This window comes from Streptomyces sp. NPDC002884, assembly GCF_040295245.1.
Taxonomy (GTDB): Bacteria; Actinomycetota; Actinomycetes; order Streptomycetales; family Streptomycetaceae; genus Streptomyces.
In genome coordinates, this window is sequence record NZ_JBEOVB010000010.1 from 221,043 (window position 1) to 244,195 (window position 23,153).

Consider the following 23,153-nt stretch of genomic DNA (forward strand, 5'->3'; position numbering starts at 1 on the left):
CACGGTCACTCGGTGCGCAGGGCGGTGGCGGTGGTCGTCCTGGCGGCCCAGCTCGCCGGGAGCAGGGCACCCGCCACCGCGATGACCAGCCCGCCCAGGGCCAGCAGGGCCAGCTCGGACGTGTCGTAGACGGCGATGTGCGAGGCGGGCAGCGTCATGCCGACGGCGTCGCCCATGAACGGGGTGACGTAGTGGTGCAGGGCCACGCCGGCCGGCACCGCCACCGCGCCGGCCACCAGGCCGATCCCGGCGACCGAGGTGACGACCATGGTCAGGGTCTGGCGGGGGGCCATGCCCAGGGCCTTGAGGACGCCGAGGTCGTGGACACGGTCGCGGGTGTCGAGGACGACCGTGTTGAGCACGCCCAGCCCGGCGACCACGACGAGCATGAGGGTGAGGGTCCCGATCAGCGCGTCCATGGCGACGATCACGCTGGACTCGTCGTCGGTGTTCGCCAGGGCGACGGCGCCGAGCGGGTCGAGCCTGTCGTTGAGCGCGCTCAGATAGCGCGGCAGATCCGTGCCCGGTTCCGTCTCCACGTTGTACCGGCCCGGTGTCGCGTCGAGCCCGAGCGCGGTGAGGGTCGAGACCGGGGTCAGCAGCTCCATGCCCTCGCCCTCGGTGAAGAACGCCTCGCCGACGATCCGCACCGGGACGCTCCGCCCCTGCTCCGTCAGGGTCACCGTGTCGCCGACCCCGATCCCGGCGGCCTTCAGGAACCGGGCGGTGACCACGGCCTGGCCCGGCCCGTGCAGCCAGTCGCCCGAGACCATCGGAGGGCCGGCCCACGAGGCGTCGCCCTGGTACGCCACCACGGTGGTCGCGCCGGTGATGCCGGACGCGCTCACCTCCGCCTGGGCCGTGCCGAAGAAGCGGCCGGTCCCCTGCTGCGCGCCGAGCGCGGCGGCGATCTCGGCCGGGTCGGCCTTCGGCTCCTCGGGCCCGCCCACATGGACGGCCTGCGCGCCGGGCGGCGCATGCCCACCGCCCGTCCCGACGACGACCGACCCGCCCGAGTCGAGCATGCGGCCCGACTGGACGGCCCCGAGCGTGAGGGCGAGCCCCACCCCGAAGGTGACGGCGGCGGCGCCGAAGACCACCGCGGCGGCCGTCGTCGCCGAACGCGCCGGCCGGGCGAAGGGGCCCGCCAGCCCGAGGCTGACCGCGCGCGGCACCGCGAGCCGGCCCGTGAGCCGCCGCGCCAGGCGCCCCCGGCCGGTGCCGGGCGTACGTCCGGCGGTGATCGCCGCCACGGTGCGCAGCCGTCCGGCACGCAGCGCGGGCACCAGGGCGGCGCAGGCGACCAGGGCGAGGGCCGCGGCGGGCACGGCGACGTCGATCCACAGCGGGATCGACTCCGACGGCCCGTCGAAGGCCTCGCCGACCTCGTCGAGCACGGGGACGGCCAGCAGATTGCCCACCACCAGCCCCAGGGCGCAGCCGACCGCCGCGGGGATCAGCGCCTGTCCGACGTAGGCCCGTACGACCTGCGCCGGGGTGAAGCCGAGCGCCTTCAGGATGCCGATGCGCCGGGTCGCGGCACCCACCGCGCCGCTGACGACGATCCCGATGACCAGGACCGACAGGAGCAGTCCGAGAGCCCCGAAAGCGGCCAGGAACGGCACGAACGCCATCGCGTTGGCGGTCTCCTCCTGCTTGACGGTCAGATAGGACTGCGATCCGGTCAGCGCGCCCTTCGGCACCGCCGCGGTGATCGCGGCCCGTCCGGCGGCCACCTGGGCGTCCGTCCCCGCGTGGTCGAAGCGGTAGAGCATCTCGTACGTGGGGGCGCCGCCCTGCGCGGCCAGCGTCTCGGCCTGCGCGGGGGTCACCCAGGCGTCCGCGGTGTCGGTCACCGACCGGGCGACCCCGACCACGGTCAGCGTGGGGCTGCCCGGCGTGTCGGGGAACGTCAGCCGCGCGCCCGGTTCGACGGGCAGCCTGCCGTTGGCCACCACGATCTGGCCGGGGCCGGTGAGCCAGGTGCCGGAGACGAGGTCGACCCGGTCGACCCCGCCCCCGGCGTCCGCCCGGCCGGCGACGGTCACCGGCGGCAGATCGACGCCTTCCGGGACGATGTCGGAGGACGAGGCGGTACGCGCGCGTACCGGCACGGTTCGGAAGGGACCGGCCGCGCCGGTCACACCCGACGCGTGCGCGGTCGCCGTGAGTTCCGCGGCCGTCACCTTCGCGCCGTCGAACCGCGCGGTCAGATGGGCGCCGTGCTGCCGGGCGAAGGCGTGGTCGAAGGGGGCCTGCGACGCGACGAGCAGCCCGGCGGCGAGCACCGACGCGGTGACGGCCATCAGCGTCGTCATGATCATCACGGCGGTCTGCACCCGCCGCCGCCCGACCCCGGCGCGCACCACCCGGCCCAGGGCGCTCATCGGGCCACCGCCGCCGCGCCCCGGGCGCTCCTGGTGTCCCGGACGACACGGCCGTCGACCAGCTCGACGGTCCGGGTCGCGCAGGACGCGGCGAGACCCAGATCGTGGGTGACCAGGACGATCGTCTGCCCCGACGCGTTGAGTTCGGCGAGCAGTTCCCGGACGTCCGCGCCGGAGGCGGTGTCCAGCGCGCCGGTGGGCTCGTCGGCCAGCAGCAGGGCCGGACGGTTCATCAGGGCCCGCGCGACCGCGACCCGTTGCCGCTCCCCGCCGGACAACCTGCCGAGGTAGGCGTCCGCGTGCCGGTCGATACGGAGGTCCGCCAGCAGACCGGCGGCCCGCGCGCGTGCCTCGGCCCGGGGCATCCCCGCCAGCTGGGCGGGCAGCAGCACGTTGTCGGTGACCGTCAGGTCGTCCAGCAGATTGAAGAACTGGAAGACCATGCCGACCTTGGTGCGCCGGTACCGTGCCGACCCGGCCTCGCCCAGCTCGTCCACCCGCAGCCCGTCCACCGTGACGCTGCCCGCACTCGGCCGGTCGAGCCCCGCGATCAGGTTGAGCAGCGTGGACTTGCCGCTGCCGGACGGCCCGAGAACGGCGAGCGCCTCTCCGGCGGCCACGCTCAGCGTCACGTCGGCGAGGGCCGGCGGCCCCTCCCCGTACGTCCTGCTCACAGCCCGCATGTCGATGACGGGCGCGGTCGCTGTCACGGTGCCTCCAGGTTCGGCAGTCGGCGGCCGACGGTTCGGTGGCCGACGGTTCGGTCCGAAGCTAGGGGCGGGCCCCGGTCCGGGGCGTCGCCCGTGACGGCTGTACCGGCTGCAGCCCCGGGATGACCCGCCGGACACGTCATCCCTGCGATGTACGCGGCGGATGTAGGGCGCCCGCGCCGCCGTCCGCAGCGGGGCGGATGTGGGGAGGACCCGAGGGTTGCCACACTGTGCGCATGGGCGGGGCGGGCGGTGCGGGCGGGGCGGTGCGGGCGGAGATCGTGGAGCGGTGGCGGACGGGGGCCGCGGCCCTGCTGCGCCGGAGCCCGCTGCCCCGCCCGTCCCGGTGGATGTGGACGGCCGACGCGATCCTCGCCTTCGTTCTCGCCGCCTGCACGGTGGGCGCCGCCTACCGGCAGGGCGACGGCGCCGCGCCGGTCGCTCCGGTGCTCGTGCCGATGGCGCCGCGGGTGCCCGCGCCCGGCGTCCCGCCGGTCGGTCCGTTCCCGGACGTGGGCGTGGGCGTGGCGCAGTTCGCCGGAGCCGTCCAGCCCTGGCAGCTGGTGCTGGCCGCCCTGACCGCGTTGCCCCTGGTCGTGCGCCGCCGGTTCCCGCTGTCCGCGTTCTGGGCGGTGGTCGTCGCGAGCCTGCTGTTCAACCAGCACCTGCGCGGCGGCGACCCGACCCTGTACACGTTCCTGTCCTGCGTGGTCGCCGCCTACAGCGCGGCCGTGTACAGCCCGTACCGGGCGCGGGCACTGGCCGGTCTGGTGGCCGGCGCCGCCCTGCTCGCCGTACTGCGCGACGAGAACTTCCCCTCGTTCGCTCCCGGGCTCGTGCCGTTCCTCGCGCTGCTCGGGGTGGGACTGGGAGCCAACGCGGTCCACATCTGGAAGCAGCGGCTGACCGCTCTGGAGGAGGAGCACGAGGCCGCCATGCGGCTGGCCGTCGACCGTGAGCGATCCCGGATCGCGCGCGAACTGCACGATGTCGTCACCCACAATGTGAGCGTGATGGTGATCCAGGCGGGCGCGGCCCGCAAGGTGATGGACACCGCGCCCGGCCGGGCCCGGCAGGCGCTGCTGGCCGTCGAGGCGGGCGGACGCACGGCGATGGCCGAACTGCGCCACGTCATGGGCCTGCTCACCATGGCCGGCGACGGGGAGGACGGGAACGGGGACCCGGAGGGTGCCGCCGGCGCCTCCGGTCCGGCCGCCGGGACCGGACTGGCGCCGCAGCCGGGCCTCGCCCAGGTGCCCGCCCTCGTCGACCGGGTACGCGAGACGGGCGTGCCCGTCGAGCTGACCGTCACCGGCACCCCGGCCCCGCTCGCCGCAGGCGCCGACCTGGCCGCGTACCGCGTGGTCCAGGAGGCGCTGACCAACGCGGTCAGGCACGCCGTCGGCAGCCGGGTGCGGGTCGCCGTCGACCACGTCCCCGGCGCGGTGCACATCGAGGTGTCCGACACCGGCGGTGCGTCCGCGGCGCCGGACGGCACCGGTGGCGGCCGCGGACTGATCGGCCTGCGCGAACGCCTCGCCGTCTACGGCGCCACCCTCCGCGCGGGCGAACGTCCCACCGGCGGCTTCGCGGTCCGCGCCGTCATCCCCGTGGAGGACCTCGCGTGACAGAGCAGCCGCCGCGCGTGGTGATCGCCGACGACCAGGCGCTGGTCCGCACCGGCTTCAGCATGATCCTGGCGGCGGACGGCATCGACGTCGTCGCCGAGGCCCGCGACGGGGACGAGGCCGTCGACGCGGTCCGCCGCACCCACCCCGACCTGGTCCTCATGGACATCCGGATGCCCGGGACCGACGGCCTGGAGGCCACCCGGCGGATCCTCTCCGGCGCCGTACCGCCCGACCCGCCCCGCGTCATCATGCTGACCACCTTCGACCTCGACCGTTACGTGTACGCGGCCCTCGCCGCCGGGGCGAGCGGCTTCCTCCTCAAGGACGTCACCCCCGAACACCTGGTCGCCGCCGTCCGTCTCGCCCGTACCGGTGACGCGCTGCTCGCGCCGGCCATCACCCGGCGCCTGGTCGAACGCTTCGTCGCCCGCGAGACGGCGGCCTCCGTCGCCCTGCACCGAGACCTGGCGGTGCTCACCCCCCGCGAGCTCGAGGTCCTCCGCTCGCTCGGCACCGGCCTGAGCAACGCGGAACTCGCCGCGCGCTTCCGGCTCAGCGAGGCCACCGTGAAGACCCACGTCACCCGGATCCTCGCCAAGCTCCGGCTGCGGGACCGCGCCCAGGCCGTCGTCGTGGCCTACGAGACGGGCCTGATCACCCCGGGGACGGGCACCCCGGCGGCGGACCGCTAGACCGTCCGGGCCGCCGCCCGGCCCGCTCCGGGCCGTTCGCCCGCCCTCTCCGGCCTTCTCCGGGCCTCGCCCGGCCTGTTCCCGGCCTGCTCGGGGCCATCGCCCGGCCCTCTCGGAGCTAAGCGGAGTGATCTGCCTCACATGCTGTCACAGGGATCGACGGCGCGGTGTCTTGAGGCCGAACCACCGAACATGGAGGAGACGTCATGGCTGAGAACACCGATGTTGTCGTGATCGGCGGCGGATACGCCGGCGTCATGGCCGCCAACCGCCTGACGCAGCGCGACGACGTGACCGTGACGCTGATCAACCCCCGCCGGACCTTCGTCGAGCGGATCCGGCTGCACCAGCTGGTCGGCGGGTCCGACGACGCGGTCGTCGAGTACGCGAAGATCCTGGCCGACCGCGTCCGGCTGACGGTCGACACCGTGACCCGGATCGACGCGGCCGGGCGCCGGGTGGAGCTGGCCTCGGGCGGCACGGTCGACTACGACTACCTGATCTACGCGGTGGGCAGCGGCAGCGCCGACCCGCGCGTCCCCGGAGCCGCGGAGCACGCCTACCCGCTCGCCGACCTGGAGGAGGCCGAGCGGCTGCGGCCGGTCGTCGCCGCCGCGCCCGCCCCGGCCGCGGTGGTGGTCGTCGGCGCGGGCCCGGCCGGCATCGAGACGGCCGCCGAACTGGCGGAGGCGGGCCGCTGCGTCACCCTGGTCTGCGGCGGCGTCCTCGGCCCGTATCTGCACCCCCGGGGCCGGCGCGCGGTCGCCCGGCGGCTGGCCCAGCTCGGGGTCACCGTCCTCGACGGCCCCGACACCCTGGTGACGGAGGTGACCCGCGAGGCCGTACGGCTCGCCGACGGCCGTGAGCTGCCGAGCGAGGTGACCATCTGGACCGCCGGGTTCGGCGTGCCGGACCTGGCCGCGCGCAGCGGACTGAGCACCGACACCCTGGGCCGTCTGCGCACGGACGAGACCCTGACCAGCGTGGACGACCCGCGCATCGTCGCGGCCGGGGACTGCGCGGCACCGTCGGACCTGCCGTTCCGGCTGGGCTGCCAGTCCGCGGTCCAGCTCGGCCCGCAGGCCACCGAGACCGTGCTCAGCCGGATCGCCGGCGCGCGGCCCACACCCATCGACGTGGGGTTCGTCGGCCAGTGCATGAGCCTCGGGCGGCGCACCGGCGTCTTCCAGTTCGCCCGCAGGAACGACCTCGCGATCAGCCTCTACCTCGGCGGCCGCCTGGGCGGGAGGCTCAAGGAGTTCGTGTGCAGGAGCACCGTCTGGCAACTGGCGTACGAGGCGCGCAAGCCCGGAGCACGTACCTGGTGGGTCAAGGACGGCAAGCGCCGGCACCTGCTCCGGGCGCAGCACGGCGAGGCGTCCGACACCGCCGGCCGGGCGGTCTAGCGAGGCGGGCGCGCCCGCACGGGGGAGAATGGACCTCGGTGCGGACGCACCCCTGAAGGCCGCCGGCAGCCGGGGCCGACCGTGTGCAAGAGGAAAGGGCCGAGCCATGGGCGACGACGCCGCCGATCCGGCGACCGACACCTTCGTCGCCCACCGCAACCTCCTCTTCACGGTCGCGTACGAGATGCTCGGATCGGCGGCGGACGCCGAGGACGTCCTCCAGGAGACCTGGCTGCGCTGGGTCGGGGTCGACCTGGCACAGGTGCGCGACCGGCGCGCCTACCTGGTCCGGATCACGACCCGGCAGGCGCTCAACCGGCTGCGCACCATGACGCGCCGCAAGGAGGCGTACTTCGGCCCCTGGCTGCCCGAGCCGCTGCTCACCGCCTCGGACGTGGCCCAGGACGCCGAGCTCGCCGAGAGCGTCTCGATGGCGCTGATGCTCGTCCTCGAGACGCTGTCGCCGACGGAGCGCGCCGTCTTCGTGCTGCGCGAGGCCTTCGACGTCAGCTACGACGAGATCGCGGCCGCGGTCGACAAGAGCCCCGCGGCCGTCCGCCAGATCGCGCACCGCGCCCGCAAGCACGTCGACGCCCGCCGTCCCCGCGAGGTGGTCTCCGCGCGCGAGACCCGGGCGGTGCTGGAGTCGTTCCGGCGCGCGCTGGCCACCGGGGACCTCCAGGGTCTCCTCGACGTGCTCGCGCCCGAGGTCGTCATGCTGAACGACGGCGGCGGCGTCAAGCAGGCCGCGCGCAGGCCCGTCATCGGCGCCGACAAGGTGGCCCGCTTCGTCATCGGCACCGCGGGCAGGCACGAGGCCGTCCTCACCGCCGACCCCGCCCTCGTCAACGGCAGCCCGGCACTCCTCGTACGGCTCGACGGCGAGAACGACGGCATCATGGCGATCCGCGTCGAGGACGCCCGCATCACCGGCCTCTACTACGTCCGCAACCCCGAGAAGCTGACCCGGGTCGCGTTCGAGACCCCGCTCACCCTGCGCTGAACACGGCGGTGGCCCCCGGAGGGCGCGACGGCCGCGCCGAGCCCCGACTCGGCGTCCCCGACCCGTTTTTCATGGCGTATTCACAGCAAGTGCCGCCCCGCTCCCCGGCGTTGCCCGGCCCCGCCGGGCCAGGGCTTTGACCAGGGGAAACGCGGAAGTCTGACGGGATGTGCGGGCGTCCCGGCCGAGGCGCCGGCCGCGATAGAAAGCGATCTCCACCACTTTCCGGAACCGTTTCTGTTCGTAGCGTTGACACCCCGCACGCGCCCTCCTATTGTCGCGCCACCATTCCGACCACGTGACGATATTTCGAACGGCTGAAAGGCAAGTGCCCTGCGCGCCACCGAAATCAGTACATACGTGGCAGGCGCGCCCCGGCGCGGCCTGGCGTATGTACAGGTGCGCCCCGGTGCCGCGCGCACGAGAGCCGACGAGACCTGCTTACAGGGCCGTACCGTCGCACCGATCGACGATCCACCGGACACCGAGGCGCCCGAGCGCCGGCCCGAGCGACGCGCCGGGCGATCCGATCGTCAGTCAGTTCAGCGTGACCCTCCGCCTGTTCACCGCCCATGAACAGGCGCGCCGAGCCCCCGACGGCCTCGCGGCCGCCCGCCGATCCAGGAGATCGCCGAGCGGATCCGCGCCGCGGGGCGTACCGCTCCACCGGAACTCCGGTCGGTACACGGCGCCCCAGACCCACCCGCACGGCGCCCCCCTGAGGGGTCGGGACCCCGGCCCCGCACCGAGACCGTGCGGAAGCGGACACGGCGCGCCCCACCCCCGGATCGCCCGCCCCCGCCCGCCGGCTGCCCGGCCCGCCCACCGGTTCCCCACAGCCGAACGACATCCCCATCGCACCCCCATCGCACCCCCCATCGAAACCCCCCATCCTCTCAACGACGAGAAGAACGAGGAACGATCACCATGCGCAACCGAAGAGCCGCCCTCGCCGCCACCGCCGGAGCCGTCTCTGTCGCCCTCACCCTGTCCGGCTGCGGTCAGAGCATCGGCGACAGCTCCGAGGGAAGCTCAGGGGAGGGCACCATCGGCATCGCCATGCCGACCCAGGCCTCCGAGCGCTGGCTCACCGACGGCAAGAGCGTCGTCGACGACCTGAAGGCCGACGGCTACCAGACCAAGCTGGTGTACGGCAAGGACGACCCGAAGACGCAGGTCTCACAGATCGAGGCCCTGATCAAGCAGGGCGTCGACGCGCTGATCATCGCCGCCATCGACAACAAGTCGCTGAACGGCGTGCTGCAGCAGGCCGCCGACGCGGACATCCCGGTGATCTCCTACGACCGGCTCATCCTCGGCACCGAGAACGTCGACTACTACGTCTCCTTCGACAACGAGCAGGTCGGCCGGTTCCAGGCCCGCTACATCATCGACAAGCTCGGCCTCGAGGACGGCGCGGGCCCGTTCAACATCGAGTTGTTCGCCGGTTCCCCCGACGACAACAACACCAAGTTCTTCTTCGACGGCGCGATGCACCTCCTCCAGCCGTACCTGGACACCAAGCAGTTGGTGGTCCGGTCCGGCCAGACCGGACTGAAGGACGTGACCACCCTGCGCTGGGACGGCCCCACCGCGCAGAAGCGCCTGGACGGCATCCTCTCCGAGTCGTACGGGAGCAAGAAGGTCGACGCGGTCCTGTCGCCGTACGACGGCATCTCCATCGGCGTCCTGAACGCGCTGAAGGCGGACGGCTACGGCTCCGGCAACAAGCCCCTGCCGATCGTCACCGGGCAGGACGCCGAACTCGCCTCGGTGAAGTCGATCATCGCGGGTGAGCAGGCGCAGACCGTCTACAAGGACCTGCGTCAACTCGCCGGGGTCGCCGCGGAGATGGCCGACGACATACTCAACGGCAAGACGCCCAAGGTGAACAACAGAAGGGCCTACGACAACGGAGTCAAGGCCGTGCCCGCCTACTTGCTGCAGCCGACGACCGTCGACAAGAGCAACTACGAGTACGTCCTGGTCGCGGGCGGCTACTACACCGACGCCGAACTCAAGTAGCCACGGCCCGGTCCCGTCCCCGCCGGACCACGACCGACGCCGACCACGCCGACTGCGCGACCACGTCGACCGACGACGACCACGCCGACTGCGCCGACAGCCCCGACCACGTCGACTGCGCCGACCGCGAGTTCACCGTGGTCGGCGCGGTCGTGTGATCGTCGCGGGTCGTGCGGTCGGCGTGCGGTTGTCGTGCGGTCGCCGTGCTCGGCGCGGGCACTGCGGCTGTCGCGGTACGTCGGCCCGGCCGACTGGGCCCGGCCGAATCCCGGCTGGGGCCCCGCTAGATCCACGTGTCCAGCCACATCCGCGACCGCCAGTCGCCGACCGGGATCACCTGGCCGGTGTACACAGGCCAGAAATAGATGAAGTTCCAGGCGATGAGCAGCACGAGGCCGCCCGCGGCGACCGCGCCCAGTGTCCGGCGTCTGTCGCCCGCCCCCGGCGGACCCAGGAGCGCGCCCAGCATCATCGCGACGGCCAGACACAGGTACGGCACGAAGGCGACCGCGTAGAACGAGAAGATCGTGCGGTCCTGGTACAGGAACCAGGGCAGATAACCGGCCGCCACCGCGCACAGGACGGCGCCCGCCCGCCAGTCGCGGCGCAGCGCCCACCGGTAGAGCAGATAGACCAGCGCGCAGCACGCCGACCACCACAGCAGCGGCGTGCCGAGCGCGAGGACCGCCTGCGAGCAGCCGGCCGCGGCGTGGCACCCGTCCTGCCCGGCCTTCGGCGACTGGTAGTCGAACAGCACCGGGCGGCCGAGGACCAGCCAGCTCCACGGGTTGGACTCGTACCGGTGCCAGGTGTGGAGCCCCACGTTGAACCGGTAGACCCCGTACTCGTAGTGCCACAGGCTGCGGAGCGCGGCCGGTATCCACGACCAGGCGCCGCCGCGGCCGTCCGCCCAGTGCCGCCCGTAACCGTCGTCGGACCGGAACCAGCCGGTCCACGTCACCAGGTAGGTCACCACGGCGACCGGCACGACGGACAGCACCGACCGGCCGAGATCCTTGCGCAGCACCGCCCGGTACGGACGGCCCGCCCCGGCCACGCGGCGCGAGCCGACGTCCCACAGCAGGGTGAGGACCACGAAGAAGGCCAGGAAGTACAGGCCGTTCCACTTGGTCGAGGCCGCCAGCCCCAGGAAGACGCCGGCCGCGAGCCGCCACGGACGCGGTCCCGTCCCGGCGCGGTCGCCCGTGACCCGGTCCGGGCGCGCGCGGCCGTCCCCGTCCACCGGAAGGGCCGCCGCGAGCCGGGCCCGTGCCTGGTCCCGGTCGAGCAGCAGACAGCCGAACGCCGCCAGCACGAAGAACATGACGACGAGGTCCAGCAGCGCGGAACGGCTCATCACCACATGCAGACCGTCCAGCGCCATCAGCGCGCCGGCCAGACAGCCCAGCGCCGTCGACCGGAACAGACGGCGCCCGATGCGGCACAGCATCAGCACCGACAGCGTGCCCAGGACCGCGGTCATGAAGCGCCAGCCGAACGGTGTGAGGCCGAACATCCACTCCCCGAGAGCGATCACCCACTTGCCCGTCGGCGGGTGGGCGACGAACGCCCCGGTGTCGGAGAGCGGGATCACCTGAGGGTCCGCGAGGATCTGCGGGTCGGTGATCTTGCGGTCGGGCCAGGTGCCCTCGTAGCCGAGCCGCAGCAGCGCCCAGGCGTCCTTGGCGTAGTAGGTCTCGTCGAAGACGAGGCCCCGCGGCTGCCCGAGCCGCCGGAACCGGATCGCTCCGGCCAGCACGGCGACGAGCACCGGCCCCAGCCAGTCCATCACCCTCGCGACGCGGTACGCCCCGTCCGGACCGAGACGTATGAGCTCCGACCAGCGGGTCGACGGCTCCGGGAAGGGCGGTACCAGGCGTTCCCGGACATCGTCCCGGGGGCGCCCGGCGTACCCGAACAGGCGCAGCCGGCCCCGCCAGTCGCCGGGCGCCTTCGTCGGACGGCCGTCGTCGAGAACGGGGGAGCGCCGCACACTGCTACTCGTCACCGGACGACCCTAAACGCCGCCCTCCCCGAACAACCGCACACCTGTGCAACCGTCCGCCCGCGCAACCGCACGCCCTGCAACCGCCAGCCCGTGCTACCGCCCGCCCGTGCGCAGACGGGCGACGGCGGCACACACCGGAGCCCTCGCCCCGCCCACCGGGCACGCGGGCCCGTGCCTCGTGCGGGGACCTAGGCCCCCGTGTCTCGCGCGGGGACCTGGGCGGCATCCGCCTGATATGTCGTCATGAGCCGATGATGCCGGCGGCCACGCCGCACCGTTCTCATGTGCGGCGGGAGGGCCGGTAGCGGGACGAACCACCCCCGCGGACGTCGGAAGCCGGGCAGTGGCGGCAATTTCGACGGTGGCGAATCGATTGGCGGGGCACCCAGAAAGGCAAGGCTTCTCAGAAAGGAACGACCATGGCAACTCCCCTGACCGCAGCCAGGGTTCTAGCCGCCCTCAGAGCGGAGGGCGTCACCGTCGTCGAGGTCGGCGGCTGGCGCACCCACAACCGGGCAGGGCACGGCGCGTGGGGCCCGGTCGCGGGGGTGGTCGTGCACCACACCGTGACGTCCGGGACGGCCGCCTCCGTGGCGATCTGCCGGGACGGATACGCCGGTCTCCCCGGACCGCTGTGCCACGGCGTCATCGACAAGCGGGGCGTCGTGCACCTCGTCGGATGGGGCCGCGCCAACCACGCCGGCAGCGGCGACGGCGACGTGCTGAAAGCGGTCATCGCCGAGAAGCCGCTGCCCGCGCCGAACGAGAACGACACGGACGGCAACGCCCGCTTCTACGGCTTCGAGTGCGTCAACCTCGGCGACGGCAAGGACCCCTGGCCGGCGGTCCAGCTGGAAGCCATGGTCCGCGCCTCCGCCGCACTGTGCCGGGCGCACGGCTGGTCCGCCGCCTCCGTGATCGGCCACAAGGAGTGGACGAACACGAAGACGGACCCACGCGGCTTCACCATGGCCGACTTCCGCGCCAGGGTCGCGACCCGGCTGCGCAAGGCCCCCGGCGCCGACACCCCGATCCCCACCCCGACCACCCCGAGCCAGGAGGACACCGTGCCCAACCCTTCGATGCTGAACGAGTCGAACCCCACCGATGTCGAACTGCCCTCCGGCGAGTGGGTCGGCCTGGCGTTCACGGATCCGGTCGTCCACTCCGGGCCGCGCCTGCACAACACCCTGGTCCACGTCTCACTCGACGAGAAGGCTCCGGACGACGCGCTCGTCGAGGGCCGCTTCTACCTCACGGACACCACGGGCAAGCACCCTTCGGCCTTCCAGACCGTCACCCGCTACGGCGGCGGTGGTCACCAGTTCGCCGTGTCCGGCACCGTCCCGGCCGGAAAGCACTTGCGGTTCCAGCTCCGGGTGAGGACGGCCGACGCCACCCCGGTCACCCTCCTGCACCGCACCGCAACCGGCCCGTACTGGGCCACCGCCTGACCCACCGCACTCTTACCGGCCGGCCCCAGGCCCCACCCGGGCGACCAGGAGGACACCATGGGAACCACCGACACCACCAGCGAGACCGGCCTGCCCGGGCAGGCACCCGAGGGGCTTGAGCGGCGAACCCCCCTGGCCGCCGATCCGACCTGTCAGACCGATCCGACCTGTCAGACCAGTCCGACGTGTCAGACCAGTCCGACCTGGTCGACCTGTCCGACCAGGCCGAGACACGACACCGAAGCGGCCGGACGGGCGTTACGCGGCGCCGCTCATTCGGCAGCCAGGCGCTGAGACGGCCAAAGCGCCCCGCCCCGGCGCCTCCTGACGCCGGGGCGGTCCACCGTCGACTACCACCAAGGAGTGCAGCGGAAGGCGCCGCTCACCTGTACACATGCGCGGGCGACGAGATCCCGATCGTTGAACGTCCCGGTGTAGGCCGAAGTGGCGTTCCTCGACTGCCCCAGCGGGCCGACCCAACCCCGACCACCGTTGGAAGTGATGTCCAGATAGACCCGTGCCCTGCTGGCTCCGTTCCAGAGTCCCCACACACAGCGCGACGGACGGTTGTACCGGAGTTCCACCTTGTTCAGGTAGCGCTTCTTGATGAGGCCACCTCCGGGCGCGGACACCCATACCGAGGTGTACCAGGCGTTCGCGCCGCGGGTTTCGAACTGCCCGCTCGCAGCCCAGGACCGTGCCTCGTCGAGGTTGTTCTGACAGTGCTCGGTCGCAGACGCGTGTGTCGCGGACGCCCCGACAAGCGCTCCCGCCAGCAGAACAGACGCCCCCAGAATCCCCGTCACCGTGCTCCGCACCCTGGCCATAAGGCTCATCACCATCCCCCTCGCGTTTGGTGAGGTGCCGACACTATCGACGGCGACAGCGCCCGAAGAGAGCGTGCGGGGGCGCTCCACACGGGCGCCAAGGCGTGCACACCCGAACACCCAGAAGCGCGCACGCCGGGCCCACGCCCCCCAGGCCCCGCATGCACGAAGCTCGTCAGCCGTTGCCCTTGGTATTGCCCTCCGTGTTGCTCTCCATGGCGTCGACCTTGTCGTCGACGAACCGCGTCTCGAGAGCGTCGCCATAGCACGTGCTGTCTGGGGGAACCGCGTAACGGCAGTGGACCTCGGTGATCGTCAGCACCTCCAGCAAGGTGGTCGTCTGATCCCCCTCTTGGCCGTGGTGTTCCTCTCGGAAGTCGATCCCCGTCGCACGTACCTTGCCGACGACGCCGGCGTAGTCCTCCGGGTCCACCTCCAGCAGATTCCACGAGACCACGTCCCCCAGTGCGAAGGCTTCCCCGCAGCACTGGATCTGCCAGTCATCGACCCAAATCGTCAACGTCATGCCGCCATTGTCCGTCGGGACATCTGCTGTCTTACCAGGGTCTTCGTCAGTGATCCACGGACCTGAGCCTGATGAGCTGGACACGATTGCGGGCGTCCGGAATAGGGACGGCGCCCTGGCGTCTGAACGACGCGGAACGGCATGGACACGGGTACGGGCGGCAGAGCTCTTGGCCTACCGGCATTCATTGCTCGATGACCTCTTCGTCCCGAAGCGACTTGGGTGGGGCAGCCTTGGGCCGGCGTGGCCCTCACCTGGGCTGATGCTCCGCAGACGTCCGCGCTCGTCCGTCGTTGATCGTCGACGTTGTCACGCAGTTAGACACTCACGGTCTGCGGTATGTCACCCATGTGCTGCGCTACTTGGCCAGGGGTTTCCAGCTGAAACGTAGCTGAACCAGACGGAAACTGAGACGGTGCCAAGAGGGCCAGCTGGCGCCTCTGGGTGCTCATGGGGGAGGGCAACTATGGAGAGCGCAACCATGTCGGCTGTGATCGCGGCTGTTGCAGCGGTGGTCGGGGGCCTTTTGACCGCGTTCGCTACGAGGTCCGTGGAGCGGCTACGGCTCCGGGCCAGTCTGCTCGAGAAGGCTCAGGAGCGGCGTCTGGCCGGCATCGAGGGCTTCATGCTGGCGACGAGCCTGTGGATGGACTGGCTCACGTATATCCAGGAGACAGGCTGGACAGACAAGCAGGAGGAGCTGAACCGTCGCGTTCGAGCCCGCGACGAAGCGTATCGACGGTTGCTGCTGTTGGCTTCGGATGAGTTGTATCGGTGGTTGAAGGGCAGCTACCTGCCCGCGGAACACATGGTGCGGCAGACCTACGTGCGTCAACTGCGCAGCGGCATGCGGATCGACGAGGAAGCGCTGGCCGCTCGGCGGGCGTTCAACGCCCTGCTGAGGGACGACCTCGTGGACAAGGTGCGCCCGGAGATCCACAAGCTGCGTGAGCCCCTTGCGTGAGTCCTAGGCCGAAGAGTCTGGGCTCTGAGCTTGGGAAGCTCGGGTTCCTTGGCGGCAGTTGCTGTCCTGACCTGCGTCCGATCGGTGCCGAAGCCCGGGGCGCATCCGTGGCCAGGTCCCCGTTGTTACCCGTGGATCCCCGCACGACCTGGCACGCAGTTCAGCGTTTCAGCGGTGCTCTAGACGGTCTCCGCCCTCTTCCTTCTGTGGGAGTCGTGGAGGGGCTGAGAGGTGCTCAGTGGAGGCGAGGGTCGACGACGTCGGCGAATGGGATTGAGGCCTCGGCGTTCACGGTGAACAGGTCGTAGCGGCGATACTCCCGCTGGGTTTCTTCATCCTTGATGAGGCCTTTCCCCTTGAAGGTCGAAATGGAAGCACCCCATGCCGAGTCCTCCGAATCGAGAGTCCACCATGAGGTCACGTATCGGGGCTTTCGCGTCACGGTGATCACGTTGGTGCTGTATGCCACTTCGGCGTTGTACACGACGAATTCACCGCATTCCTTCGGGGGGCAGTAGAACCTCGACTTCTTGTCCCACGAAAACTGTGCGGTTCCGAAGGTGTCCAGGTCGATCGTTCCGCGGTCCTTCCTCATGACCAAGGCGCTGAGATCGGCTTCCAGCACGTCGTACTTTGCCGTTCTGGGCACCTCGATCATTTTCTGTACGGTGTATACCTCACCCGCATCGAACCAGTACCCGGGTCCGGTGAAAGGGCCGGTGCCGAGGACCGTCCACCCGACGGACTCGACGTGGCGGGCTACGTCCCCTTCCGCCTCCAGCGCCGCTCGGCGATCCCGCAGACCTGTGCTCTTCTCGACGTAGTTTCCCGTGCGCCCGTATGCTGTCCAGCCGGCGGCGAGGATTTGCAGGGGAACGGTCCCGCTGTTCTTCAGGTGAAGTGTCACGGGGAGGTGGACGACGGGCCGTTCGAGGTCCATGCGCGGGGTTCCGTACCGCACCTCCAGCACCAGGTTCGACGGTGCGGCCGTCGGCTGGTACAGGGAGGAATAGGCGAAGTTCACCCCGGCCAGGATCGCTGTGACCGCCACACCCGCCGCGATTCTCGTCGGGTGCGGAGTGCCACGCCAGATCTTCTCCCGGACGACCATCCACAGCGCCCACAGGGACCAGAGGAATTGCGGGAAGAACGCCAGCGTGTAAAGCGTGGCTTCGGCGTCCTGGAACCACAGGAAGACCAGCAGGGTGGTGACGGTCACCGCGATGAGGACGCCAAGGAGGACGATAGCTCCTGAAATATGCAGGCTTCGTTTGCCCCAGTAGTCGAAGGCCGCGATGGCTGCCGACCCTTCGGCCACACCTCCGAGGATGAACACGGAACCCGTCATCCGTCCCGCGAACGTCATCGCGTCCAAGGCGTCCGGAACGCCGATGACGATCAGCAGGGCCATGCACGCCACCAGCCCGAACGCCATGAATCCGATGGTCGTGCGTCTGCGCCACGCGTGATCGGGCCAGACGTCGCTGCCGCCGCCGGACCAGCACACCTTGGACTCGTCCTCTAAGTCCAAGTCCGGCGGGTAGCCGTGTCGGCGGAGAATGCCTCGCAGTTCTCGCACAGACCAGGCGCGGTCCACCGTTTCGGCACCGATGCGGACCTCGCGCAGCCCTCGGCCGTCCGGTGGACTTACCGTGACCTTAGTTCGGTGTTGCATGCCCCCAGACTCCCCGCCGTATGAGCGGCTGGCAGCCAGAGTTCCCCCGTTGGAGTGCCTACCCCCAACTGCCTCGGCGGCCCGGCACCACTAGTGGCGAACCGGTCAGTGAGGCTGAGTGCCGGCTCCGTCTCACTCGGGAACTCACTCACGATCAGTGACACGCAATAAGTTGATCGTGGAGTTGTCAACGGCGGCAGGAGGCCTTCACAGAGGCTTGATGCGCCAAGGGTCCGGAAAGAGAATTTCCTGCGTGGTGTTGTGAAGCGCCCAGAACCACCTACCTGGCCTGTAGAGCCAGGGTGAAGGGATACGCTTGCCCTTTGACCCTTCCACGATGATCCTCAAGCGACTGATCCGCCTGAGGGCTTCGTAGGTGCTCTTCTGCTTTGTCCGAGCAACCCATTGAATATGTCCGAAGGGAAGGATCTCTCGTTGGTCACCTCCTTCGATGACTTCAAGATCGAAGCACTTCCCCTTGGGATATTTGCGTCGCAAGGGTGAGAACTGCCGGTGACGTGCATGAAGCGTCACCCCTTCATCGATGATGCCTGTCGCCCCGCCCACGTTGTCGATTCGGACATGAAAGTAGGCGTCCCCGTCGCGCGAGTACAACTCGAAAGACACTGCCACTTTCGGCCTGGATCGCCGGTAGCTGGAGTACCCGACGAGTGCAGCGCACGCAGGGATTATGATCTTGAGCGCGGTTTCAGTCAGAGACATGGGGCCAGGATGGCCGACCCCGTCTCCCGCGCGGGTTGCATTTGAGCAACCTTTGCGGTTGGCCGTCAAGATCGAAGAAGTCGACATCAAGGCCGCGCAGGGCATGTAAACGCCTTTTGCTGATCCTGGGTCATGGGACGTGAGCAACGTGGGTTTGGGAACCGCCTTTGAGTTCGTAACGCGACAGGACGGTCGGCTCTTCGATTGCCGGTGCCGGCACCCGTGAGCTGATGACCCGTATGGGCCACAGCGGCTCGCGCGCCACGCTGATCTATCAGCACATGACCAGCGACCGTGACCGCGCCATCGCTGATCGCCTCGGGGCCATGATCAGCGAGGGTGAAGGAGAGACTCCTCGGCGAGGGGATGTGGACTCGTAGTGGACTAAGTGGCACGCGCGTGGCACGGCTTCGAACACGACGAAGGGCCAGCCTGGGAGGAAACCCTCCTGAGCTGGCCCTTTTGCTGTGCCCCCGGCAGGATTCGAACCTGCGACACCCGCTTTAGGAGAGCGGTGCTCTATCCCCTGAGCTACGAAGGCGGGGTGGTGGCCCTGTGGGTCACTGGCGTCAGCGTACCGGATTCGGGTTGGGGGGTGTGGGGGTCAGGTCAGCGGGACGTGGGTGAAGCGGGCGGCTGTGTGGAGGTCTGTCTCGATGTGGGAGGCGGTGGAGAGCAGGGCCGGGAGGATGTCGTGGACACACTCCTCGGCCGTGCGGCGGGCGACGTGGGTCGCGGCGTTCAGGGCGGCGATCACCTGGCCGTTCGAGTCGCGGATCGGGACGGCGATCGCCCGTACGCCCTGTTCCGGTTCCTCGTCGACCAGGGCGTAGGACTCCGCCCCCGAGGGGCCGGTCAAGAGGAGGCGGCCCATCGATGTGGAGGCGGCCGGGAGCCGGGTGCCCACGGCGATGTCCACGCTCATGACGTGGTTCGCGGTCGCCCGGGCCGTGTACTGGATCTCGTCGCCCCGTTCGGTCAGGACCGCCAGGGAGGTCGTCTCCTGGACGGCGTTTGTCAGCGTCGTCAGGTGGGGGGTCGCGATCCGGGGGAGGGACGTGCGGGAGAGGGGCGGGAAGCCGAGGGAGAGGACGCGGGGGGTGAGGGCGAACGTGCGGTGGGGGGTGGGGGTCACCAGGCCCAGGTGTTCGTAGGTGATCAGGGCCCGGCGGGCCGTCGCCCTCGCCAGGCCGGTCGCCTTCGCGACCTCCGTGAGGGTCAGCTCCGCCCGGCCCTCGTCGAACACGCCCAGGACGGTCAGGCCCCGGGCGAGGGACTCGATGAACTCCCGGCCCAGTTCCTGCTTCGACGCGCCCGTCCAGGTCGCCAGTCCCGCAGGGGGCCGGCCCGGCTCGGGGTGCGGTGCCCGGCGCAGGTCCTCCTCCATCGCCGCCACGGCCAGACGCAGCCGGGGGAGGAGCGTGTCGCGCAGGTCGGCCGACGTGTGCCGGCTCGTATGGCTGACGACGTTCGCCACGCACGCGATCCGGGCGGTGCGCGGATCCCGTACCGGGACGGAGACCGCCACCAGGCCCGGCTCGATCAACTGGTCGTCCAGGGCGCAGTTCTCCCGCGCCGCCCGCGCGGTCCTGCGGGTGAAGTCCTCGTCGATTCCCGTGCTCTGCGCGGGCGATGGCGGCACGGTCGGGAAGTCGCGGTTCTGCGGGTCCCTCGTCCTGCGGGCGCGCCAGGCCTGCCACTCCTCGTCGGTCCACTCGGTCGCGAACAGCTGGCCCGGCGCGGTGCGTTCGGCCGGGAGCAGGTCGCCGATGCGAAAGCTCAGGGACATCGCGCGGCGGCGGGTCGCCTGGTGGATGAAGCGGATGCCGTCGCGGTCGGCGACCGCCAACGACACGGACTCGTCCAGTTCGTCGGCCAGCCGGTCCGCGCGGGCGGACAGCAGCGCGGGCAGGCGCAGCGCCGCCAGGTAGGCGTTGCCCAGTTCCATGACGTGCGGGGTCAGGATCACGTCCCGGCCGTCGAGACGGACGTATCCCATGCGGGTGAGGGTGGCGGTGATGCGGTCGACCGTGGAGCGGGCGAGACCGGTGGCGCGTTCCAGTCCGCTCAGGCTCATCGTGCCGCCCGTCTCGGTCAGCTGCCGCAACACGGCGACCCCGCGGATCAGCGGCGAGACGGCCTCCGCGGGCGCCTGCCCTGCCTCCGGGGCCGGGCCCGGAGCCGGAGCGGGAGCCGGGTTTGGGGCCGGTCCCGGGGCGGATGCGGTCGTCTTCGCGGACATTGCGGCTCGGCTCTCCGATACGGCGGCGGAACTGACGGTGTGCGGTGACAGCGGTGACAGCGGCAACGGGCAGCGGTCGTGTGCGGTGACAGCGGCAGTGCGCAGCGGTCGTGTGCGGTGTCGGTATGTACCGGCCGCGCGTGTGTACGTACGTGCACACGCGTGCGCGTGCGTGCGTGGTCGTACGGTTTCGTGCGGCAGGCCTACGGTAGCCCCGGTCGGCCCGCGGACTGCACGTTCCCGTACGTCTACGTCCTCGTCCTCGTCTCTACGCCTACGCCCTCGTCTACGTCCACGTCCACGTCGGACCGTCCGCCCGCACGTCGTCCAGCCGTCCGTCCAGCCGTCCCACCCGTCCGTCCAGCCGTCGCACCCGCCCGTCCATGCCGGCAGTGGCGGCTACCCGCGGCTCACCCGTACGCGGTAGTCGCCCTTCAGGTCCGCCCCCACCACCGAGATGCGGATGCCCCTCTTGGGGTCCTTGAACGTCTCGCCCGGCGCGAAGGGGGCGTCGGAGAGTTCCGCGTGGACGTTGGGACTGCGGGTGCAGCCGCCGCTGTCGGTGTGGGAGTCGTAGACCGTGACCGGGCCCATGCCGGTGTCGACGTCCGCGTCCACCTTGTAGATGAGGACGCCCGAGCGGCACACGGTCTCGTCGTTGCCGCCGCGGGCGCGCAGTTCGACGGCGTAACCGGTGCGGTCGCTCATCGGGACGAAGATCAGCTTCGGGCCGGCCGTGCGGGAGAGGGGGGTCAGGGGGTATTCCGTCGTGCCCGGTGACGCCGCGCAGGCGATCTGGGTGGCGTCCAGCCAGCCCAGTTTCCACTTGTGCCAGCCGAGCAGATCGTTGTTGGCGCCCCAGTCCTCGCTCATGATGTCCCAGTGGCCGACCGCGCCTCCGCCCTCCTGGGTGTAGAGGTCGGGCAGGCCGAAGACATGGCCGTTCTCGTGGGGGAGGACGCGGTAGCCGGTGCGGTCGTAGGAGCCCGAGCCGTCGTCCTGGCGGGAGTAGACGAAGGACGCGTTCGCCACGGTCACCCCGTCGGCGACCGGCGCCTCCGCGTTCCCGGCGAACGTCACCGAAAGGACCGTGTCGAGGGCGGAGGGGCCCGCGTTCGGGGTGACCAGCACGTTCAGGAGGTCGTACGAGCGGAAGTCCACGGTCGGGTCGGCGGCGGCCACGATGTCCTGGACGAGTTCGCGGTAGCCGGGGTCGAAGGGCGCGCCGCGCTCTATCCCGTACTCGCGGAACGTCTTGGGCATGCGCAGCCAGCGCGGGATCGGAGTCTCGGCGCGGTAGTCGAGGCGGCCGTAGGACGCCGTGCGGAACCACTCCTCGGTCTGCGGGAAGAACTCGTGGTAGCGGTTCAGCGCGCTGCCCCGGCCGGGCGCGTCCGAGAAGTCGATCATCAGGGTGAGGGCGCGGACGGTGCCGGTGGAGCGGGAGTAGCCGCCCGGCGTGGGCAGGCCCTCGGACATCTGGACGGTGGCACGGCCGTTGATCATGCAGGGGGCGAGGGCGGAGGAGCGGGCCAGGGAGGCCGGACCCGCGCCGGCCGTCGTCGCACCGGGGGCCGGCGTGAGGTGTCCGGACCCGGCCGATGTGCTGACCGCGAGCGTCAGCACGGAGACGGAGGCGAGCGCGGCGATGCGGCGCGGGCGTATCCGACGGCGGAGCGGCTCGCCTGCGCGGGCCGGGGCGGTGCGCAGGGGCTGCGGCTGCATGCAGGGGCCTTTCGCTCCACGCAGCCACCGGTCACCGGCTGCATCCTTTCGATCACCCTCCGACGGGGTGCACGCGGGCGCGCGCTGGGAGAGACCGATCGTGGATTACCGGTCGGTACGGCTGTCGCCCGAGCCGTTCGGGCACTCGCGCCCCTGGTCGCGCCCCTGGTCGCACCCCTGGTCACGCCCTGGTCACACCCCTTCCCGGGCGTCCCGTCTCCGGTGGTGCCGTCCGCCCGTCGGTGGCCCGCCTTCGGCCTCATTCCTGATGTGACTCAGGTCACATCGAGAAACTTCCGGGTTTGGGAAATAACCGGGGACGCCATCCCCGTTTAGCCATGTGTCCGAGCGAAACGGGGAGTCGATCCCCGGATCGCCACCAGTCCCGAAAGGTTCTGGAACCTCTCGAACGTCAGAAGGAGTGCGCCGTGCAGACCGCGACCGCTACCCCCACCGTGCGTAAGGTGACCCGGCCCCGTGCCGACGCTCAGCGCAATCGGGAGCGGATCGTCATCGCCGCCCGCGAGATGTTCGTCGAGTTCGGTGCCGATGTGCCGCTCGACGAGATCGCCCGCCGGGCCGGCGTCGGCAATGCCACGGTGTACCGCAACTTCCCCGACCGGGACGCGCTGGTGCGTGAGGTCGTCTGCTCGGTGCTGGGCCGCATGGCCCAGGCCGGACAGACCGCCCTCGCCGAGAGCGACGCGTTCGGGGCGCTGGAGCGGTTCGTGCACGCCTCCGCCGAGGAGCGGCTCAGCGCGCTGTGCCCGATGATCTCCAGCACCTTCGACGAGCACCACCCCGACCTCGAAGCCGCGCGTGAACGGGTCGAGCGGATCATCGGGGAAGTCATGGACCGTGCGAAGGCGGCCGGGCAGCTCAGGCCCGACGTCGGCGTGGGGGACGTGATGATCGCGGTGGCCCAGCTCAGCCGGCCCCCGGCCGGTACCGGCTGCCTGAACGCCGACCGCTTCGTCCACCGCCACCTGCAACTGTTCCTGGACGGACTGCGGGCCCCGGCCCCTTCGGTCCTGCCGGGCTCGCCCGTGACCCTGGAGGATCTGCGCCAGGCCTGAACGATCGGTTCGTGGAACCGCGGCAGCAGCCGTCATCACCCTCACCGGTGGTCACCGGTCCTCGGTGATCCTGGTGGCC

At 71.0% G+C, this 23,153-nt stretch carries 16 protein-coding genes, 1 tRNA gene and 1 pseudogene; 9 read left to right on the forward strand and 9 right to left on the reverse strand.

The window, feature by feature from the left end; translation table 11 throughout:
- Window positions 1–5: 5 nt before the first annotated feature.
- Both ABT070_RS22290 and ABT070_RS22295 read right to left on the reverse strand, forming a co-directional pair.
- Window positions 6–2,387 (reverse strand): ABC transporter permease, encoded by a 2,382-nt coding sequence (locus tag ABT070_RS22290; protein ID WP_351763283.1) that lies wholly within the window; start codon window positions 2,385–2,387, stop codon window positions 6–8.
- The gene (locus ABT070_RS22295; RefSeq protein ID WP_351763379.1) at window positions 2,384–3,070 is read right to left on the reverse strand and encodes an ABC transporter ATP-binding protein; all 687 of its coding nucleotides are present in this window, start codon (window positions 3,068–3,070) and stop codon (window positions 2,384–2,386) included. The genes ABT070_RS22290 and ABT070_RS22295 overlap by 4 nt, the downstream gene beginning before the upstream one ends.
- Before the next feature lie 263 nt (window positions 3,071–3,333).
- Between ABT070_RS22295 and ABT070_RS22300 the strand changes: the two genes are divergently transcribed.
- The 5 genes from ABT070_RS22300 to chvE all read left to right on the forward strand — a co-directional run bounded on the left by ABT070_RS22300 (window position 3,334) and on the right by chvE (window position 9,854).
- Window positions 3,334–4,725, forward strand: a complete 1,392-nt coding sequence (locus tag ABT070_RS22300; RefSeq protein ID WP_351763285.1) for a sensor histidine kinase — start codon at window positions 3,334–3,336, stop codon at window positions 4,723–4,725.
- Entirely contained in the window at window positions 4,722–5,420 is a 699-nt protein-coding gene (locus ABT070_RS22305) for a response regulator (RefSeq protein WP_351763287.1), read from the forward strand. Before ABT070_RS22300 ends, ABT070_RS22305 begins: the two co-directional genes overlap by 4 nt.
- A 206-nt stretch (window positions 5,421–5,626) precedes the next feature.
- On the forward strand, window positions 5,627–6,826 hold the full coding sequence (locus ABT070_RS22310) for an NAD(P)/FAD-dependent oxidoreductase (RefSeq protein WP_351763289.1): 1,200 nt from the start codon (window positions 5,627–5,629) through the stop codon (window positions 6,824–6,826).
- 106 nt (window positions 6,827–6,932) lie between these two features.
- Window positions 6,933–7,829 (forward strand): RNA polymerase sigma-70 factor, encoded by an 897-nt coding sequence (locus ABT070_RS22315; protein WP_351763291.1) that lies wholly within the window; start codon window positions 6,933–6,935, stop codon window positions 7,827–7,829.
- Window positions 7,830–8,756: 927 nt separating this feature from the next.
- Window positions 8,757–9,854, forward strand: a complete 1,098-nt coding sequence (chvE, locus tag ABT070_RS22320) for a multiple monosaccharide ABC transporter substrate-binding protein (protein ID WP_351763293.1) — start codon at window positions 8,757–8,759, stop codon at window positions 9,852–9,854.
- 283 nt (window positions 9,855–10,137) lie between these two features.
- On the opposite strand, the gene ABT070_RS22325 is transcribed toward chvE, so the two are convergent.
- Window positions 10,138–11,847, reverse strand: a complete 1,710-nt coding sequence (locus ABT070_RS22325) for a dolichyl-phosphate-mannose--protein mannosyltransferase (protein WP_351763381.1) — start codon at window positions 11,845–11,847, stop codon at window positions 10,138–10,140.
- A 434-nt stretch (window positions 11,848–12,281) separates the two neighbouring features.
- Here ABT070_RS22325 and ABT070_RS22330 point away from each other — a divergent pair, with 434 nt between their 5' ends.
- Entirely contained in the window at window positions 12,282–13,316 is a 1,035-nt protein-coding gene (locus ABT070_RS22330; protein WP_351763295.1) for an N-acetylmuramoyl-L-alanine amidase, read from the forward strand.
- A 1,002-nt stretch (window positions 13,317–14,318) separates the two neighbouring features.
- Here ABT070_RS22330 and ABT070_RS22335 read toward each other — a convergent pair.
- Window positions 14,319–14,669, reverse strand: a complete 351-nt coding sequence (locus tag ABT070_RS22335) for a DUF6578 domain-containing protein (RefSeq protein ID WP_351763297.1) — start codon at window positions 14,667–14,669, stop codon at window positions 14,319–14,321.
- Window positions 14,670–15,135: 466 nt separating this feature from the next.
- On the opposite strand from ABT070_RS22335, the gene ABT070_RS22340 reads away from it, so the two are divergent.
- Window positions 15,136–15,633: a hypothetical protein gene (locus tag ABT070_RS22340; protein ID WP_351763299.1), complete on the forward strand. Its 498-nt coding sequence runs from the start codon at window positions 15,136–15,138 to the stop codon at window positions 15,631–15,633.
- A 235-nt stretch (window positions 15,634–15,868) separates the two neighbouring features.
- Here ABT070_RS22340 and ABT070_RS22345 read toward each other — a convergent pair whose 3' ends face one another.
- Both ABT070_RS22345 and ABT070_RS22350 read right to left on the reverse strand, forming a co-directional pair.
- Window positions 15,869–17,068, reverse strand: coding sequence for a hypothetical protein (locus ABT070_RS22345; RefSeq protein WP_351763301.1), 1,200 nt, complete (start codon window positions 17,066–17,068; stop codon window positions 15,869–15,871).
- A 447-nt stretch (window positions 17,069–17,515) separates the two neighbouring features.
- A complete protein-coding gene (locus ABT070_RS22350; protein WP_351763303.1) occupies window positions 17,516–18,031 on the reverse strand; it encodes a hypothetical protein in 516 nt (171 codons plus the stop codon).
- A 197-nt stretch (window positions 18,032–18,228) separates the two neighbouring features.
- Between ABT070_RS22350 and ABT070_RS46280 the strand changes: the two are divergent.
- A pseudogene (locus tag ABT070_RS46280) lies at window positions 18,229–18,411 on the forward strand (site-specific integrase); the annotation flags it as partial.
- Between the two features lie 88 nt (window positions 18,412–18,499).
- Here the strand turns inward: ABT070_RS46280 and ABT070_RS22355 are convergent.
- The 3 genes from ABT070_RS22355 to ABT070_RS22365 all read right to left on the reverse strand — a co-directional run bounded on the left by ABT070_RS22355 (window position 18,500) and on the right by ABT070_RS22365 (window position 21,998).
- Window positions 18,500–18,572, reverse strand: a tRNA-Arg gene (locus ABT070_RS22355).
- Between the two features lie 63 nt (window positions 18,573–18,635).
- A complete protein-coding gene (locus ABT070_RS22360) occupies window positions 18,636–20,273 on the reverse strand; it encodes an IclR family transcriptional regulator domain-containing protein (protein ID WP_351763305.1) in 1,638 nt (545 codons plus the stop codon).
- A gap of 399 nt (window positions 20,274–20,672) precedes the next feature.
- Window positions 20,673–21,998 carry a M6 family metalloprotease domain-containing protein gene (locus ABT070_RS22365; RefSeq protein ID WP_351763307.1) on the reverse strand — a complete coding sequence of 442 codons (1,326 nt, stop codon included), beginning with the start codon at window positions 21,996–21,998 and terminating at the stop codon, window positions 20,673–20,675.
- Window positions 21,999–22,426: 428 nt separating this feature from the next.
- Between ABT070_RS22365 and ABT070_RS22370 the strand changes: the two genes are divergently transcribed.
- Window positions 22,427–23,074, forward strand: coding sequence for a TetR/AcrR family transcriptional regulator (locus tag ABT070_RS22370; RefSeq protein ID WP_351763308.1), 648 nt, complete (start codon window positions 22,427–22,429; stop codon window positions 23,072–23,074).
- Window positions 23,075–23,153: the final 79 nt, after the last annotated feature.

Excerpts from the sequence above, each read along its gene's own strand:
- ABT070_RS22295 (WP_351763379.1), bottom strand. The coding sequence starts at position 3,070 with ATGCGGGCTGTGAGCAGGACGTACGGGGAGGGGCCGCCGGCCCTCGCC.
- ABT070_RS22330 (WP_351763295.1), top strand. The coding sequence starts at position 12,282 with ATGGCAACTCCCCTGACCGCAGCCAGGGTTCTAGCCGCCCTCAGAGCG.
- ABT070_RS22365 (WP_351763307.1), bottom strand. The coding sequence starts at position 21,998 with ATGCAGCCGCAGCCCCTGCGCACCGCCCCGGCCCGCGCAGGCGAGCCG.
- ABT070_RS22300 (WP_351763285.1), top strand. The coding sequence starts at position 3,334 with ATGGGCGGGGCGGGCGGTGCGGGCGGGGCGGTGCGGGCGGAGATCGTG.
- ABT070_RS22340 (WP_351763299.1), top strand. The coding sequence starts at position 15,136 with ATGGAGAGCGCAACCATGTCGGCTGTGATCGCGGCTGTTGCAGCGGTG.
- ABT070_RS22345 (WP_351763301.1), bottom strand. The coding sequence starts at position 17,068 with ATGGCGTTCGGGCTGGTGGCGTGCATGGCCCTGCTGATCGTCATCGGC.
- ABT070_RS22290 (WP_351763283.1), bottom strand. The coding sequence starts at position 2,387 with ATGAGCGCCCTGGGCCGGGTGGTGCGCGCCGGGGTCGGGCGGCGGCGG.
- ABT070_RS22310 (WP_351763289.1), top strand. The coding sequence starts at position 5,627 with ATGGCTGAGAACACCGATGTTGTCGTGATCGGCGGCGGATACGCCGGC.
- ABT070_RS22350 (WP_351763303.1), bottom strand. The coding sequence starts at position 18,031 with ATGTCTCTGACTGAAACCGCGCTCAAGATCATAATCCCTGCGTGCGCT.
- ABT070_RS22360 (WP_351763305.1), bottom strand. The coding sequence starts at position 20,273 with ATGTCCGCGAAGACGACCGCATCCGCCCCGGGACCGGCCCCAAACCCG.
- ABT070_RS22315 (WP_351763291.1), top strand. The coding sequence starts at position 6,933 with ATGGGCGACGACGCCGCCGATCCGGCGACCGACACCTTCGTCGCCCAC.
- chvE (WP_351763293.1), top strand. The coding sequence starts at position 8,757 with ATGCGCAACCGAAGAGCCGCCCTCGCCGCCACCGCCGGAGCCGTCTCT.
- ABT070_RS22335 (WP_351763297.1), bottom strand. The coding sequence starts at position 14,669 with ATGACGTTGACGATTTGGGTCGATGACTGGCAGATCCAGTGCTGCGGG.